Annotated in this window: 17 protein-coding genes; all 17 read left to right on the top strand. The window is 63.5% G+C overall.

Going from position 1 to position 15183, the window contains the following annotated elements; all coding sequences use genetic code 11:
- The first annotated feature begins 42 nt into the window (after positions 1-42).
- The 17 genes from K3M67_RS06275 to K3M67_RS06195 all read left to right on the top strand — a co-directional run bounded on the left by K3M67_RS06275 (position 43) and on the right by K3M67_RS06195 (position 15159).
- Complete coding sequence (locus K3M67_RS06275) at positions 43-357, top strand: hypothetical protein (protein WP_285832649.1); 315 nt, start codon at positions 43-45, stop codon at positions 355-357.
- A 116-nt stretch (positions 358-473) separates the two neighbouring features.
- A complete protein-coding gene (locus tag K3M67_RS06270; protein WP_285832648.1) occupies positions 474-740 on the top strand; it encodes a type IV conjugative transfer system protein TraL in 267 nt (88 codons plus the stop codon).
- An 8-nt stretch (positions 741-748) separates the two neighbouring features.
- Positions 749-1384, top strand: a complete 636-nt coding sequence (locus K3M67_RS06265) for a TraE/TraK family type IV conjugative transfer system protein (RefSeq protein WP_285832647.1) — start codon at positions 749-751, stop codon at positions 1382-1384.
- Between the two features lie 61 nt (positions 1385-1445).
- Positions 1446-2159 carry a type-F conjugative transfer system secretin TraK gene (locus tag K3M67_RS06260; RefSeq protein ID WP_502958896.1) on the top strand — a complete coding sequence of 238 codons (714 nt, stop codon included), beginning with the start codon at positions 1446-1448 and terminating at the stop codon, positions 2157-2159.
- Positions 2156-3499, top strand: a complete 1344-nt coding sequence (locus tag K3M67_RS06255) for a TraB/VirB10 family protein (protein WP_285832645.1) — start codon at positions 2156-2158, stop codon at positions 3497-3499. Before K3M67_RS06260 ends, K3M67_RS06255 begins: the two co-directional genes overlap by 4 nt.
- The gene (locus K3M67_RS06250) at positions 3499-4134 is read left to right on the top strand and encodes a TraV family lipoprotein (protein WP_285832644.1); all 636 of its coding nucleotides are present in this window, start codon (positions 3499-3501) and stop codon (positions 4132-4134) included. Before K3M67_RS06255 ends, K3M67_RS06250 begins: the two co-directional genes overlap by 1 nt.
- Positions 4131-6650 (top strand): TraC family protein, encoded by a 2520-nt coding sequence (locus tag K3M67_RS06245; RefSeq protein ID WP_285832643.1) that lies wholly within the window; start codon positions 4131-4133, stop codon positions 6648-6650. Before K3M67_RS06250 ends, K3M67_RS06245 begins: the two co-directional genes overlap by 4 nt.
- Positions 6651-6655: 5 nt before the next feature.
- On the top strand, positions 6656-6982 hold the full coding sequence (locus tag K3M67_RS06240; RefSeq protein ID WP_285832642.1) for a hypothetical protein: 327 nt from the start codon (positions 6656-6658) through the stop codon (positions 6980-6982).
- Positions 6979-7221, top strand: a complete 243-nt coding sequence (locus tag K3M67_RS06235) for a hypothetical protein (RefSeq protein WP_285832641.1) — start codon at positions 6979-6981, stop codon at positions 7219-7221. The genes K3M67_RS06240 and K3M67_RS06235 overlap by 4 nt, the downstream gene beginning before the upstream one ends.
- Positions 7211-7870 carry a conjugal transfer protein TraW gene (locus K3M67_RS06230; protein ID WP_285832640.1) on the top strand — a complete coding sequence of 220 codons (660 nt, stop codon included), beginning with the start codon at positions 7211-7213 and terminating at the stop codon, positions 7868-7870. The genes K3M67_RS06235 and K3M67_RS06230 overlap by 11 nt, the downstream gene beginning before the upstream one ends.
- A 35-nt stretch (positions 7871-7905) precedes the next feature.
- Positions 7906-8880 (top strand): TraU family protein, encoded by a 975-nt coding sequence (locus tag K3M67_RS06225; protein ID WP_285832639.1) that lies wholly within the window; start codon positions 7906-7908, stop codon positions 8878-8880.
- Positions 8881-9205: 325 nt separating this feature from the next.
- Positions 9206-11143: a hypothetical protein gene (locus K3M67_RS06220; RefSeq protein WP_285832638.1), complete on the top strand. Its 1938-nt coding sequence runs from the start codon at positions 9206-9208 to the stop codon at positions 11141-11143.
- Positions 11143-12246, top strand: a complete 1104-nt coding sequence (traN, locus tag K3M67_RS06215) for a conjugal transfer protein TraN (RefSeq protein ID WP_502958895.1) — start codon at positions 11143-11145, stop codon at positions 12244-12246. Before K3M67_RS06220 ends, traN begins: the two co-directional genes overlap by 1 nt.
- Positions 12247-12271: 25 nt before the next feature.
- Positions 12272-13102, top strand: a complete 831-nt coding sequence (locus K3M67_RS06210; protein ID WP_285832901.1) for a type-F conjugative transfer system pilin assembly protein TrbC — start codon at positions 12272-12274, stop codon at positions 13100-13102.
- Positions 13074-13670 (top strand): S26 family signal peptidase, encoded by a 597-nt coding sequence (locus tag K3M67_RS06205; protein ID WP_285832637.1) that lies wholly within the window; start codon positions 13074-13076, stop codon positions 13668-13670. The genes K3M67_RS06210 and K3M67_RS06205 overlap by 29 nt, the downstream gene beginning before the upstream one ends.
- Positions 13667-14563, top strand: a complete 897-nt coding sequence (locus tag K3M67_RS06200) for a conjugal transfer protein TraF (RefSeq protein WP_502958894.1) — start codon at positions 13667-13669, stop codon at positions 14561-14563. Before K3M67_RS06205 ends, K3M67_RS06200 begins: the two co-directional genes overlap by 4 nt.
- Entirely contained in the window at positions 14560-15159 is a 600-nt protein-coding gene (locus K3M67_RS06195; protein ID WP_285832636.1) for a hypothetical protein, read from the top strand. The genes K3M67_RS06200 and K3M67_RS06195 overlap by 4 nt, the downstream gene beginning before the upstream one ends.
- The last annotated feature ends 24 nt before the right edge of the window (positions 15160-15183 follow it).

Genomic DNA, 15183 nt, shown 5'->3' with positions numbered 1-15183 from the left:
GGCAAATGTCCGGACGGCTCCCCGAGAAGCGGAGTAAGTGGAATGATCAAGAAAATCGGCAAGCATGCGGTGTCGTTCGCGAATGTCGGCGTCCCTTTGGCGCTGTTCGCGGCGATGAGCGGTGGCGCGCACGCCTTCACGGCGCCCGCTGCCGGCGACCTCGGTTACGACATCTACGACATCGTCGTAAACAAAGGCGTGAAGGGGCCGCTGGGTTTCGTCGGCGGCGTCGCAGCCTTCCTCTTCGGCGTGTCGCGGCTGTTCTCGAACGTAATGGTCGGCATCCCGACGATCGTCGCCGCGGTCTGCCTGATCAAATCGGACACGATCCTCCAGACCTTCGGAATGGTGATCTGAACGATCCGTGGCTGCGCCGCATCGAAGGCGCCGCCGCCACCAAGTTGGGTCCGTTCCGGGCCCGAACGAGGACAACCGGCTTGGCCGGTTTGTCTTGAAGCAGGAGGAGAAGAGCGTTGGACGAACGTCTGCCCCAATATCTCCATCGGCCCGTCCAGATCCTCTGGTTTGGTTCGGACGAGTTCATATTGGTCTTGTCGACCATCTTCGTCGCCGTCATCGTCGGCGGAGTGATCGGCTGGACGCTGATCGGCGCTCTTCTCCTTTTCATTCCCTGGAAACGCACCAAGCCGAGGGGGTTCATCCCGCATCTCGCCTGGCGCTGGGGCCTGCTCCGTTTCCGCCATTATCCGGGTCCGACCCAGACCCGCTTCTACGAGTGAGGCGAGCCATGCCATTTCTCAAGTCATGGGCCAGATCGCAGGCCGATCCGCTGCTCGGCAAGCCGGCGAGCTGGGGCATCCATCGCTACCTGCAGGGCTCATCCAACCTGTTCGAGGAGAACCGCCTCCTGAAGTTCGCGATCGTCGGCCTTTTCGGCGTGACGGCGGTGCTGGGCGCGCTCATTTATACCTCGAACCAGAACCAGCGGACCGTGGTCGTGCCATTCGGCGCGGGTGGGGATCTTTACGTCACCGGGAACACGCCATCGCCCGGATATCTGCGGATGATGACCCGCAACATCGTCACCCTGTCGGGGACCTATTCAGCCTATTCGGCGGATCGCCAGTTCCAGGAACTGCTCGGGATCGCGCACCCCTCGGCTTATAATGGCCTGCGCGATAGCCTGAACGGCATCCTCGACGAGCTTTCCGACAATCCGACGCTCTCGATCGCAACCTACATCCGGCCTGACCAGCCCGTCCTGACGACCAACACCGAGATATTGGTGCCGGTCGAGAAGGTGCGCGTGATCGGCGGCGTGATCCGCAAGTTCCGCGGCAATCTACGGATCGGCTACGCGCTTGAGAATGGCCGCTTCTGGCTAACGTCCCTTCACGAGGAGAACTTCGATGCCGATCGCTGATCGGGTCGGCTCTTCGCGCCCCTGCGCGCAGGCTGCCGCCCTCCTCGCCTTTGCTGCCGCGATGGCCGGCCCGGCCGAGGCGCAATCCATCACGGCGCTGCCTGATCAGACGAGCAGCATCCGCCTCTCGAACCACGATATCAACCATGTCGTCTGCGAAGGCGGCGAGATCGAAGACGTCAAATTCTCGCAGGAGAAGGGCATCGCCGTCGAGCGCGCGGGTTCAGACGCCTGGATCAAGTTCCTGGTGAAGGAGGTCGAGAGCGAGGGTGCGCCGACCCGCACCTATGCGACGGCCGCTTCCGAATTCTTCATCACCTGCAATGGCGCGGTCTATCCGCTTTATGCTGAGCCTTCTGAAATCCCCGCGCAGACAGTGATCCTCACGCCTGGCGCCGCCCAGCGCGCGCGTGCCAATGCCGACTTGCTCGGGCCTCTGGTCGAGGAAGAGCGCGCGGTTTCGATCACGCTCTCGCTGCTGCAGGATCGCGTGCCGGCAAGCTTCTCGGAGGTTGCGCCCGCTGCCCAGGATTTCGCCCTGCCCTCCTTGCCGGCGGCGTCTCTGCACGAGCGGCGTCGGTTATCGATCGACGGGGTCGGCCTTTCCGCGAGCGAATATCTCGTCCGCGTCTCGACCGCCCAGCGTATCGATGAGCGAGCCTTCCTCATCTCGACGCTGGGCGCCAACATCTTCGCGGTCACGCTCGATCGTACGGATCTCCGCGCTGGTGACACCGCCCGGCTGATCGTGGTGCGCCGGGGAGCCGTCCAATGAGCGGCGAACGCGAGGAAATCGCGCCTGAAGATGGCGCGCCGATCGAACAGAGCGGGCAGAGCCCATATCAGCAGCGCCTTGCAGAGCAGGCCGCCATCGATCTCGAAGTGCCGCCGCCCGGTTCCAGCTGGGATGGCATGCGGGCACGTTGGGACAATCTCAGCTCGCAGCAGAAACTGCGTGCCAAGCAGCTGGGTGTCGCTGCTGCCATCGGCGTGCTGGGCTATGGTCTTTATTCGGCGAGCGGTTCGAATGAGCCCGTCGCGACCGCGCCGGTGGCATCCAAGCTCGACATGGGCGCTGGCCTGCGCGGAGACAGCCTTGAGGTCAAGCTGCGCGGGGATCTGAAGAAGGTGCTCGACGGCCAAAGTCTCCTTGGCGACCGGATCACAGCGATCGAGGAGGGAAAGACACCGATCGCGCCTCATGCTGCTCCGGGCAGTGACGCAGATGGCGGGCCATTGCCACCCGCGCTTCCTGGCAGCGCCCCCGATTTGCCTTCACCGCCCTCCCCATCCGAAATCGGCAGCGCGGACGGTCGCCTTCCCGCCCCTCCGGTGCCACCGTCGGCGCCCTCAGCGCCACCCGCGCCACCGGTCGAAAAAGTCGTGGGTGCCATTGGCCAGGCCACGACACCCGTCGTCCCCAAGGACGCCTCCGCGAGCGGCGGCGCGGGGGATTCGAAAAAAAAGAATCGGACGATCTATTTGCCGCCTGGTTTCATGAAGGCGAGGCTGCTGACGGGGATCGACGCGTTGGCGAGCCGCGACGCGACTTCCAACCCGGAACCGATCATCGCGCGCGTTCAGGCACCCGCCGTGCTTCCCAATGACGTCAAAGCCAACCTGTCAGGCTGCTTTGTCATCGGCAACGCCACCGGCAGCCTCGCCAAAGAACGCGTCGAGATCCAGCTCGTCTCACTCTCCTGTGTCGACTTCGATGAGCATTCAGTGGTCGACCAGCCTGTGAAGGGCTTTTTCGTCGACGCGGATGGGAAGAAAGGTCTTTCTGGCAAGGTGGTGACGCGCGCAGGGGCAGCTTTGGCGCGCACCTTCATCGCCGGCACCATCAGCGGCATCGCCCAGACCGTCGAGAACACGTTCGGCGAAACATCGACCTCGGCGCTTGGTACGGTTCGCACGCTCGACGCCGGCGATGCCGCCAAGTCCGGCATCGCCGGCGGACTTTCTAAGTCCTCGGACAAGCTCACCGACTTCTATCTCGACCTCGCGCGTCAGGCCGGACCCATCGTCGAGGTCGGCGCGGCGAAGGACGTGGTCGTCGTCATCCAAGAGGGTGTGTCCCTCGAAATCAAGCCAACAGCGGGGAGCAAATTCTGATGCATGCCCAACCTTTCATCTGTCGGCCGACGTCCGCGCGCGTTCGCCTGGCCCTCCTCCCTGCCCTCGCGCTTCTCTCGTCCTGCGCGACCGTCGGTTCGGTGATGTCGCCCTATTCCGAAAAGTTCAGCTGCAAGAACAGCGATCATGGCCAATGCATCCATCCCGAGAAGGCGTATGAAGATGCCGTCGCGGGACGCGCCTCGCGCTCAGATCCCACTGTCACGGCCGATCGCAAGCTGCTGAAGGGCGTCCCAGCGGATAATGGAGCTCCCCCTGCGCCGGCCAGTGGGCGCGCAGGTCGTCAACAGGCGCCCGCACCAGGCGCCTTCGCGGGCTACCGGGACAGCGTCTATCGCGAGCTTCAGGGCCTGATCGATGATCCGGTGACACCAATGCTCAAATCGCCGCGGACGGTGCGGACGCTGATCCTGCCCTATGCCGACCGCCAGCGGCCCGACAGGCTGTACATGCCGCGCTACGTCTATTCGATCCTCGAGGCGCCGAGCTGGGTCGTCGGTGATTATCTGGTGAACCCCGTGTCGCCCGCAGCGCAGGCCCCGGTGCTCGGCCAGGTCCGCGACAAACCCTCGGACGATGGCGCTCCTGCATCCGCTCCGGAGCCGCGCCCGTGAGGGCGCCGGGAACCCGACATGGCGGCGGGCTGACCTTCACCCGCTTGCGTCAAAGCGTTGCGCGGGATCGGTTCTCCGATTTCTTGCCGCTGGTCGCCTGGGATGAGAGCGAGGAAGCGTTCCTCTGCATCGATGACGGCTTTGGCTACGCGTGGGAGTTGGTGCCTTCAGCTTATATGTTCGCCCACGTTCACCAGGCGCTGCTCGGGTTGCTCAATATTCATTTCGACCCGGGCACGGTACTCCAGCTGCACAGCTTTGCGGATCCACTGATTGACAGTGCACTGGACGGTTTCCTTGATCTCAAGACCCGGCCTGATCCGCTGATCCAGGCGTCCGCCCGGCGAACGGCTGACTACCTCGGGATGGGTCGCCACGGCCTTCGCGCGCTGCACGGCATTCCTCTGCGCGATTTCCGCACCATTCTGTCTGTGAAGACGCGTCGGCCGATGGCGAGCGATATGAAGCGCCAGATCGAGGAGCAGCTCGACAAGCTTGGCATAACGCGCCTTGCGCCGGAAGAGACCGTGTCTTTTTATCGCCGGATATTCAACGGCGTCTACACTGGCGCTCCAGGCGTCTTCACGAGCGAGGCCAACGCGCAAGGGTCGGCCCCACCGATCCGCAAGCAGATCATCGATGCGGGTCCCGATTTGCTGTTCGATGGTCCCGAGGTCTTCCTCGGGAACCAGGTCGCGCGATGCCTGACGCCCAAATCGCCGGCGCGGCGGATTTCCGCCGAACGCGCCAACCGATTGACCGGCGGCATGCGCGGGTCGGCGGAAGACAGCGACCAGATCGGCGGCCCCTTCCTCTACACGCTCAACGTTCTGTTCGATCACTCAGCGTTCGAGATCCACAAGCGCGCTCAGGTCCTTTCCGCGCAAAAGGCAGCGGGCAGTTTCGCGGTCGAGGTCGGTAAGCAGATCGAGGAGATCGGCTGGGTTCTGGACGAGGCCGGCAATTCGAAATTCGTCCGCGTCATCCCGACCGTCTGGGTGTTCGGCCGCGACAGCGCCCATGCCCGCGAAATGGCCGCGCGCGCCAAGCGGCTGTGGGAGAGCGAACCCCTTCCCTTCATGATGCAGGAGGAGAGCTATCTTAATCCCGTCCTGTTGCCACTGAGCCTGCCGTTCGGGCTCTATCCGGACAACCGTACGATGCGGATGCTGGAACGCGATTTCCGCATGCCGGTGAAGGCGGCGGTGCTGCTCTCGCCGATCCAGACCGATTTCCGCGGTGGTGGACGCCCTGCCCTGCTCTACACGGGCCGCAAGGGTCAGCTCATCACGCTCGATCTCTTCGACCCGCGCATCAACAATTACAATTTCATCGTCAGTGCTGAATCCGGCGCGGGCAAGAGCTTCCTGCTGAACAATCTCTGCCAGCAATATTATGCGCAAGGCGCGCTCATCCGCATCATCGACATCGGCGGCAGCTATCGGAAGCTCTGCACGCTCTGCTCGGGACGCTACATCGACATCGGCGAGGAGCAGCTCGTTCTTAATCCGTTCGATATGGGTTTTGCCCTCGACGGGGAAGACAAGCAGTCCGCGATCTCGATGGCGGTCGCGATCGTGGCCGAAATGGCGAACGCCGCGACCCGAAAGGGCGTCACAACATCGGAGTGGAACCTCTTGAAATCGGCCGTCCAGTGGACGATCGACGAAGGCCATGCCGAGGAAGGGATCGATGCCGTTCGCGCCTGGCTTGGCGCCTATCCGGAATTTGCCGCGTCGGATCTCGACCGGGTCGATCATCTGGTTCCCGTCGCGCGCGAGCTCGCCTTCAACCTGCGCGATTTCGCGAGCGAAGGCGCTTACGGCCATTTCTTCAACGGCCCATCGACCTTCGATATCGCCAGTGACGAGTTCGTCGTTCTCGAGCTCGAGCGCCTGAAGGCGATGCCGGACCTGTTCAATGTCATCGTCATGGTGGTGGTGAACGCCGTCACCCAGGAACTCTATCTGTCGGCGCGCGACCGTCCGCGCTTCGTGCTGTGCGACGAAGCCGCACAATTCATGACCAAGACCGAGGGACAAGACCTTTCCCGCCTCGCCGAGGCGTTCGGTCAGGGTTACAGGCGCGCGCGCAAATATCAAGGCAGCTTTGGCATCGTTCTGCAGTCGATGAACGACCTGTTGCTGTTCGGCGGAACCGGTCAGGTCATCCTGGAAAACGCTGCTACGCGCTTCCTGCTGCAGGGATCGACCTACGACAAGGCGGTCGAAAACAAGATCCTCGATTATTCAGGCTTCGTTCTCGAACTTCTGAAATCGGTCCGCAATTCCAAGCCGCACTATTCGGAAGTCTTCATTGACTCGCCGCTGGGGCTTGGGATCGCGCGGCTGGTCGTGGATCCATTTTCGTATTGGATCAACACCTCCGCACCCCAGGAAGTCGCCGCCTTCGAGGCGAAGCTGCGCTTGGGCAAGTCGCCGCTCGAGGCCGTGTGCGAACTCGCGGGCGTCGATGCGGCAGAGATTCTCGGGCCGCGTGCCGAGGCAGCGGAGTGAGATCGATGCTGAAACGCAAGCCCCATCCCGACCAATTTGCCTTCGACCTGTCGAAGGACGCTGCGCTGGAGCGAATGATCGAGGCGCGTGTGGCGATCCGGTGCGAGAATGACGCCATCCGCTGGCGTTTTCGGCTGGTCCTCATTGAGACTTGCATGATTGCTAGCCTGGTGCTGATCGCGGGACTCGCGCTCAAGCAACCGACGGCGCTTGTGGTCCGTGGATCACTCATCGTCGGCGCCGGCTGTTTCGCAAGCGGCGTGATGCTGATCGGGTTGTCATGCCTCACCGGTCACCTGCTGTCGGTCTATCGGCGATGGAGGGGGAGATGAGAGGCATCCTTTCCGCTAGCCCGGCGCCTTCTGCAATCCGCCTGCTCGTCGGCAGCCATCTACTACTGCTGATCCAGGCCGGGCTGGTCCTGCGGAGCCGGCAGCCACTCGATACGATGCTCGCGGCTCTCGTATTCATGCTCGCCATCATCGGTGCGGCCGCGCTGATCGCCGCCATCATTGGCGAGCCCCGCGAGCGGATCGGTAATCCGCATCGGAGATATCGCCATGCCCGCTGATTCCCGGATGCTATCCGCACGCGTCGCGTGGTTTCAGGCGAGCACCGTCGCAGCCCTCCTGATCGCGTCTCTACTCGTCGCTGGCGCCGCCCATGGCGAGACGTCGACGATTGGACGCACCTTTCCGATCGTCGAGACCGATGCGTTGGCAGAGATTGAGGCCAAGGCCGCGACGCTTTCCAAGGATCTCGGACCCAAATTTGGACCGCGCTCGCGCTGGACGGCGATGAAGTCGGCGAGCCTCGCGCCCGCGATGGCGACCCGACGACGTTCGGTGGTTCCCTTCTACACGCTCGACATGGACGTGACACTGCCCGACGGCCGGGTGCTTTACCCGAAGGGCTTCACTTTCAATCCGCTCACCTATGTGTCGCTGCCGCAGCGGCTCGTGATCGTGCATGCCGGCGAGCTCGAGTGGGCGTTGAAGACCGCGACCCCAACCGACTGGATTCTCTTAGCTGCGGGCTCTGGCGCGGCGGCGGATCCGATCGCGCTGGGCGAAAAGGTCGGTCGCCCGCTCTTCATCCTCGAGGGGCGCGTGAAAGAGAGGCTCGGTCTGACGGTCGCCCCGGTGATCGTGAGGCAGGTGGGCCAGAAGCTCGAGTTGACCGAAATCCGCCTGTCCACGCCAGGGAGTGCATCGCGATGAGCCGCTACAAACGTCTCCTCGCCGCCGGCGCCGCGATGCTGCTGGCCGGATTGTTGCCGTCCGCGCCCGCGCACGCCTCTTCCTGCCCTGCGGGCGCCGTGTTCAACCCCATCACGAAGGTGCGCTGGACCTGCATCTTCCCGATCACGATCGGCGGCGTCCGGATCGGCACGTTCGACAAGCTCTCGAAGGAGCTGGACGCGCAATCCTCCTCAAAGCCGCTCTGCGCCTGCCGAAAGGGCGCGACCTTCTGGTTCGGCGTGAAGGTCAGCTTCTGGTCGCCGAACCGCATGATCGATGTGGTGACCGAGCCCGGCTGCATGATGGCGCTCGGCGCCGATCTGATGCCGACACACGGCAAGCTGCAGGGCAGCCAGTCGTCGATCTCGGATGGGACGAACACGCGGAAGATGTTCGCTCAGATGCACTATTACATCTCGCCGGTCTGGGCGATGCTCGACATGTTCAACGATCTCCCGTGCCTGGAAGACAACGGGTTCGACGTCGCCCTCATCACCGAAGTTTTACCAACCTGGCAGTCGGGAACGCTCGGCGCGATCATCCAACCCGAAGGCATCTTGTTCGGCAATCCTGCTGCGGGCCTCGCTTGCATGGCCGATAGCGCAGCGGCTGCGGCCGGCAAGGTCATCGATCCGCTCTTCTGGTGCATGGGGTCGTGGGGAGCGACCTACCCGATCGCCGGCGACATCCATTTCGATGACTCCGTCGAGGCCTGGGCCGGGCTCGCCGCACGCGGCACCTTCATGATGGGGCGGCTTGGTGCGGCCACAATCAGTTCCTCCGACGGCTGCTCATTCAAGGCAGCGCCGATCTGGACGAAATCGCGCTACAAATATCAGCTCATGGAGCCCGTCAAAGGCGGTTCCTGCGTCAATGTCGGTCGTCCCGGCGCGCTCTGGTCGTCGGCCAAGCATGCCCCCGGCAAGGACAATGCCCAATTCATGGTCTTCGAAAAGGTCATCTGCTGCGCGGGGGTTTCCACGCCATGAGCAGGTCGCCTTCCCCCCGTTCCACGCCAGCGCGGCCCTGTGCCCGGTCTGTCCGCCACAGCCAGGATGGCAGCCGCGAGCGGCGTGGGATCGGGATGGTGTCCCCAGGCCCCCTGGACACTGTCCCGCCCCCGGTCAGCGCGGTCGATCCTCTCCCGCCGCGGCAAGGGCACGCCCCCCTCGCCCGCGTCGTGGCGGCGGCCGCGCTGACCACCCTGGACGGACAGGCCGTGTTCCGTTTGATATCGCCCGGAGCAACGGCTTGTCGCGTCGGAACACTGTTCCGCCTTCGCCGCCGCTCGCGTATCGTCGAGGTTCGCGAACCATGAAGGGCGAACTCCTCCTTCTGGCATCGGCGATGTTTCTGACGACGCCCGCCATTGCGCAGAGCGTTGAGGACCGCGCGCGCGCCGCGGCCGAAGCCTCTCGCGCCAAAACCTCTGATAGCGACACGCTGCAACAGAATTATCTGACCCCAGGTCTTGCCGGACAGCCGATCGCGACCATCGACAACAGCAAGACGTTCAACCCCAGCATCGCCTGCCAGAAAACCGCGACGTTGCTCGAGTTGCTCGCGCAGCCGGCAAGCAGCGGCGATATCGGCACGTTGCGCGTCTCGCGCGACAAGGATCTCGATGGCACAGTCGACCAGACGCTGACGTTGCCCATGCCCGTCTCGGGTATCTGTGCCAATGGTGTGATCGGCTGTCAGCCAGGCACGTGGAACCAGTGCCACTCCTACAAATGGGACACGAACGCCTCGGGCGATCTCAAGCTGTCGGAGGTCGACCTCACCGAGCTTGCCGGCTGCTACTGCGTCAATAACAGCTGCGGCGCGAACCTTATCTGGGGCAATCTCGCATCGGTGCTCAAGGACCTTGGCGGCGGTGTAATCGGCGCGCTCACCACTGCCGATCCACGCATCGGGGTTGCGCAGGCCCTGATCGACGGCCCGGTCATCCGCTACATCGGCGCGCAGAGTACGGCCTGCACCACTAACCCGTCGCTGCCGCAGACCGCCTATCGCTCCAACCCTACCGCACTCCAGAACGACGCTGCCGTCGCTTCATCGTCGAACAGCATGTTCCAAACCCTCAAGGGGTCCACCGCCGGCATTGGTCAGGCGGTTCAGGACCGAGCATGCACGATAACACGCGAAGTGTCGCTCAATGCGGTCAAGGCCGAGGATATCATCGCCCGAACGGCCGGCGGCTACGACACCTACGATTATGGCGACGGCTCCCTGGCTTTCGTCATGGGCTCACCGTCCGACAATAGCCTCAGCGGCAGTTGCAGCTTTTACGATTTTCGCATGACCCTCCATGTTGCCGACCCCGACCGGCTTCAGGATGTGCGCCTGCTTTACTGGTTCGCCGACGACTGGGGGCAGGTGCGCGTTGACGGCCAGCTCGTCTTCTCTGGTCCGTCGGCGTGGACCGACATGGGCTATCCCCCGGGAAAGTGCGAGCGCAAGAGCACTTTCTATTCCTATCCGAACCTCGACCTCAAGCCATGGCTCGGCAAAGGTGACCATGAGATTTGGCTACGCGTCGCGGTTTCGGGCGGCGGCGAGGCCTTCGCGATGGTGCACGCCAACGTCGATCTCTCTTGCCAGCCTACAGAGAAGCTGGTCGACCTCTGCGCCGGCAACGCCACCGATAGTAAGTGCCAACTCTTTGACGAAACCGTCGACGGCGTCGACACCGTCAAATCGGGCGTGGCGACAGGGCTCACGCCGCTCGCGCAGACGCGGCTGTTCGAAAGCGGCGCCTGTTCGCTCAGCCTGACTCGGCCCTGGTTCGAACGGAAACGCCGCTATCGTTGCACGTTCGACAATGGTTCGCTGCCGCAGCCCGATCTGAGCCGCGGCGCCTATATCATCGACCATTCAACCGAGACGCTGCTTGCCGACCGGGTGAAGGCCAAGGACGGCAGCTATTCGACCTCGAGCAGTGCGTTTGGGCTACCCGATCGCGGTTCGGTTCCGGCATGCGAAGCCATCTGCAAGACCCGCGCGCCCAAGGCTAACAGCGATGTCGCCGTGGATGGCGTCGTAGGCGCCAAGCAGAACGCCCCCGTCGGTTACGACACCTTCTATCATAGCTGCACCACCAGCGCGGGCGTCAGCCAATGTCCACTGGGTGCCGGTGAGGAAATGGTCTCGGATTGCGGCTGCCTCGACGATTTTCCCGAGGCGGTGGTGATGATGCAGACCGTGCGACTCGGTGGCGCCGACATGATCTGCACCTCGGAGGCGCGCTGATGTCCGCCAATTCCATTCTGCCGCGCGGAGTCCGCAACTTTGCGATCGCCGCGTTCGCCTGGGCTGCGTTCAATGCGCCCGTCCATGCGCAGTCGATGTGTGCGGCCGATCTCAATGGCAATGGCGATGCCTCGGATCCCGGCGAGGTTGCGAGTTGCACGCTGGCGGTCGACGCGACCTGGCAATGCCCGCTGCAATCCGTCACCTGCACCGGCGACGCGACCGCGGGCTATGCATGTCCGCTCGGGCCATCCTATGCCTGCAAGGCTCCGGCGATCGGCGGTACGCCGACCTGCTCCCCCAATGCGTGCACCGATCCTGTGTCGGCGCCCATCGCCGATGAACCGGTCACGGATGATCCCGGGGTACCCGCTGATGGCGAGCTAGATGCCACGGGCGCGTGCCTCGGCAATATCGAAATCTTCTCTGGGCGCGCGATGCGCTGTCGGCCGCCCGGGCTCAAGACGACCTTTTCCAATTGCTGCAAGGATAAGGGAAAGATCGTCAAGGATGGCATGGGCGGGTCGATTTCTTCGATCGGGACCAAGATCGCTGTCGCGAAGGGCGTGTTCACCGGGATGAAGGCTGCCTACACAGCGTTCAAGGCTGGCGCGACGGCAAGCCAAGCCGCGAGCGCCGGGGCCAACGCCATCATCGTCGGCATCGATCCGACGTCCATCGCGATCAGTCTTGCTATAAACTTCATGGTGGATTTCCTGCTTTCGGGTTGCGATCAGCAGGACATGGAAGTGGGCATGCTGCGCGGGTCGGGTATGTGCCACGAAGTCGGCAGCTATTGCAGCTCCAAGATCCTCGGCATTTGCATCCAGAAGTCGCGTGGTCACTGCTGCTTCAACACGAAGCTGGGCCGCATCATCCAGGAACAGGGCCGGCCACAGCTCAAGAGCTTCAACGGCATTGGCTGGGGCACGCCGAAGAACCCGATGTGCCGCGGCTTCACGCCGGAGGAGTTCCAGGCGCTGGATTTCAGCAAGATGGACCTCTCCGAATATTATTCCGACATCGAGGCCCGGACTCAGGGCGAAATCCAAGTCGACATGAAGGACAAGATCGATGCCTATATGCAGACGGTCGGGCACTGACGTGCGCCTCAGACCCATGGTCATCATGACCTTTTGGGGTCTGGCGGTTCCCGTAATGGTTCAGGCCCAAACGCGGCCTGATGGCGCAAAAGCGAAGATCGAAGAACAGGGGGACGCAGCTGTCGATCGGTTGAAGGGTGCGATCGCGAAACAGAAGCCCCATGTCGGCGCCCCTACGCCAGGTACTCCCAGCGAGGCCAGCCCGGAAATCCGCAGGCGAGCCTTTGAAGCGATGCGACGCCCTGCCCCGGCGCCGGCAATGGACGCGCGCGCTCGCGCGGCGCTGGAAGCCGGCCGCGCGGACATCGCGCGTGAACGCGAGGCGATGGCGAAACGCCTCGACCAGGCGCTGGGACTCGACGCCCCGGACACGGCCGCACTAGCGAAAGCGACGGCGCCACCTGCTAAAGCAAGCTGGGTTCCGGTCCTATTCGTGTCGTCTTCGATGCCGGTAGCGACCTTGCGGACCTACGCAGGGCAGCTTGAGAAAGCCCACGGCGTGCTAGCGTTTCGGGGCATGCCCGGCGGCCTAACCAAGGTCGCGCCGATGGCGAAGCTGTCCGCCGAGATCCTGCGGCTCGATCCCGGATGCCAAGGCCCTGCCTGTGCGATGCGCAACGTCCAGCTGATCGTGGATCCGATAGTATTTCGGCAACATGGCATCGTGCGCGTCCCGGCGCTGGCGATGATCCCGGGCGATCCCACACAGCCATATTGCGAACGCGAAGACGATAGCCCGCGCGCCGCGCACATCGTCTACGGCGATGCCGCGCTCTCGGGACTGCTGGAAGAATATGGCCGCCTTGGCGGCAAAGAGGAGGTGCGCGATGCTCAGGCTCGCCTGGAATCTCGGTAAGAGGGCCTGGCAGGAGATCAAGCTCCTGCCGCTGCGTGCAGCAGTGACGCTGGGAGCCTCCGGTCTTGGACAGCCGCCACGCCCCGAGCAGCTGTTCAAGGTCTATTGCATCGTCCTGCCCATCGGACTGCTCACTTGGTGGGCCATTCCCCAGGTCACCTGGGTGATGAGCCCTTCCATCGATGCCTGGGCTGTGCGCGCCGAGCCGGGCTCGATCCACAAAGGCGACCTCGTCTCTTTCGTCCTCTCGCATCCGCTCGCCGGTCCGAAGCCCGTTGCCGTCACTAAGTATGCGCTCTGCATGCCCGGCGATCGGCTCGACATGATCGAGAAGCCTTCGATGACGCATGGGCAATGGGATGGCTGGTATTACTGCAACGATCGCCTGCTGGGCGTGAGCAAGCCTATAGGCCGCAACGGACAGCGCATCGAGCATTATCGACCCACTGAGCGGCTGATCCCGGCCGGGTTCATATTCGTCGGCTCACGGCATCCGAATGGCTTCGACAGCCGCTATTATGGCCCGGTCTCGATCGGACGGCTGACCAGGATGGAGCGCGTGCTATGAAGGGGATCACCTTCATCTCCGCCGCAGCGGTCGGACTTGCGCCACTATCGGCATCCGCGCAAATGCGGACCGAACCGGCGCGGCAGGGCTACTGGTGGTACGCTCCAAAACCCGAGCCGGCCAAGCCGAAGCCTGCCGACGAGGATGCTCTGGTCAAGCCCGCCATCCCCCCGATGGCGGAGCTCGCGACTTGGACGCCGCCCAAAATCCGAAAGCTCATCGAGCAGCAGCGCGACTATGCCGCAACCGTGCTCACAGTGGATGCCGTAGCCGACTTCTGGCGGCTCGAGGATTTCGCGCGGCGCAAGGCTCGCGCGTTCGCCGGCGTGACGCAGCTTGCGATGCTCCAGCATCCCGAATTGAACTCCAAGTCCGCCAATCCGATGGTCGGTGATGCACGCGATGAGCTGCTCGCCTACAAAGATGACACGCGTCGCCAATATCTGCGTGCACATGCTGGAGAGTTCGCGCTGGTCATGTTCAGCCGAACCTCGTGTGGCTATTGCCGTGTTCAGTGGCCCATTGTTCAACGTTTCCAGGATGAAATGGGCTGGCAGGTGACGCTCATGGACATCGATCGCCGCCCGGAGCTCGGGCAGCGCTTTGGGGTTGAGGTGACCCCAACCACGATGATCATTCGCCGTAACAGCCAACAGCGCATGATCATCGCGAGCGGGGTGGAAGCTTATCCGAACCTTGCGCAGATGGCCTATCAGGCCGTGCGCCTTTTGACTGGTGACATCCGGCCGGAGCAGTTCATGACCGGCGCAGGAGAGGAAGGCGGCTTCTTCGACGCACTGGGTCTGGGGCCAGTCTCGGCCAGTGATCCGCGTGCCGCCGCGGGAGACATGGTCGGTGGCAATCTCGTCGATCCTCGGGGGCCACGGCCATGAGAGCACCGCTCATTTTTCTTCTCGGCATACCGGGCATCGTGATTGGCGGGATGACTGCCGAAATGGCGACCGCTCAACCTATTTCCCAGGATGCGGCCCGGCGTGCCGCGATCCATCCGGTAGCCGATCCATCCACTATGCAAGCCTGGCTGTCGCGCGTCCCCCTCACCCGCGATTTCCCTCCGGATTTCGGTGCGACGCTGAAAGGCGATGCGCCCGCCTTCGTCGTGGAGATGACGACAGCGCCGGGATGTGCGCCGTGCGCGGATCTGTGGACCAAGCTCCAGACCTTGCGCCGTCAGTATGACGTGAATGTCGATGTCCTCTCGCGTGAGGAGGCGATGGTACGATCGGGCAGGCTGGGGCTGCCTTGGGTCGGACATCCAGTGGCGTGGGCGCGGGCCACGAACGATCCCAATCGCGTTATCCCGATCGCGATTGGGACCGATCATAGCGTGAACCTCGCCCGAAACATCTACCTGGCTTTCAAGATGATGACCGGTGTGAGGCCGGACGTCGGCGTGCGGGCGATGGCCAAGTTCACCGGCATCGTCGGTGTCGCAGCATCACCGCCGCTCCATTCGAAGAGGAACTGAGCATGGCGGGCTCATTCCTCCCGG

It is taken from the genome of Sphingobium sp. V4, assembly GCF_029590555.1.
Taxonomy (GTDB): Bacteria; Pseudomonadota; Alphaproteobacteria; order Sphingomonadales; family Sphingomonadaceae; genus Sphingobium.
The sequence above is the reverse complement of the archived record's forward strand: the minus strand, read 5'-3'. Positions and strand labels throughout refer to the sequence as shown.

Bases quoted from the DNA above. Each gene is read 5' to 3' on its own strand.
- K3M67_RS06250 (WP_285832644.1), top strand. From the start codon at position 3,499: ATGCATGCCCAACCTTTCATCTGTCGGCCGACGTCCGCGCGCGTTCGC.
- K3M67_RS06225 (WP_285832639.1), top strand. From the start codon at position 7,906: ATGCTGCTGGCCGGATTGTTGCCGTCCGCGCCCGCGCACGCCTCTTCC.
- K3M67_RS06200 (WP_502958894.1), top strand. From the start codon at position 13,667: ATGAAGGGGATCACCTTCATCTCCGCCGCAGCGGTCGGACTTGCGCCA.
- K3M67_RS06260 (WP_502958896.1), top strand. From the start codon at position 1,446: ATGGCCGGCCCGGCCGAGGCGCAATCCATCACGGCGCTGCCTGATCAG.
- K3M67_RS06240 (WP_285832642.1), top strand. From the start codon at position 6,656: ATGCTGAAACGCAAGCCCCATCCCGACCAATTTGCCTTCGACCTGTCG.
- K3M67_RS06220 (WP_285832638.1), top strand. From the start codon at position 9,206: ATGAAGGGCGAACTCCTCCTTCTGGCATCGGCGATGTTTCTGACGACG.
- K3M67_RS06275 (WP_285832649.1), top strand. From the start codon at position 43: ATGATCAAGAAAATCGGCAAGCATGCGGTGTCGTTCGCGAATGTCGGC.
- traN (WP_502958895.1), top strand. From the start codon at position 11,143: ATGTCCGCCAATTCCATTCTGCCGCGCGGAGTCCGCAACTTTGCGATC.
- K3M67_RS06205 (WP_285832637.1), top strand. From the start codon at position 13,074: ATGCTCAGGCTCGCCTGGAATCTCGGTAAGAGGGCCTGGCAGGAGATC.
- K3M67_RS06255 (WP_285832645.1), top strand. From the start codon at position 2,156: ATGAGCGGCGAACGCGAGGAAATCGCGCCTGAAGATGGCGCGCCGATC.
- K3M67_RS06195 (WP_285832636.1), top strand. From the start codon at position 14,560: ATGAGAGCACCGCTCATTTTTCTTCTCGGCATACCGGGCATCGTGATT.
- K3M67_RS06210 (WP_285832901.1), top strand. From the start codon at position 12,272: ATGACCTTTTGGGGTCTGGCGGTTCCCGTAATGGTTCAGGCCCAAACG.
- K3M67_RS06230 (WP_285832640.1), top strand. From the start codon at position 7,211: ATGCCCGCTGATTCCCGGATGCTATCCGCACGCGTCGCGTGGTTTCAG.
- K3M67_RS06235 (WP_285832641.1), top strand. From the start codon at position 6,979: ATGAGAGGCATCCTTTCCGCTAGCCCGGCGCCTTCTGCAATCCGCCTG.
- K3M67_RS06265 (WP_285832647.1), top strand. From the start codon at position 749: ATGCCATTTCTCAAGTCATGGGCCAGATCGCAGGCCGATCCGCTGCTC.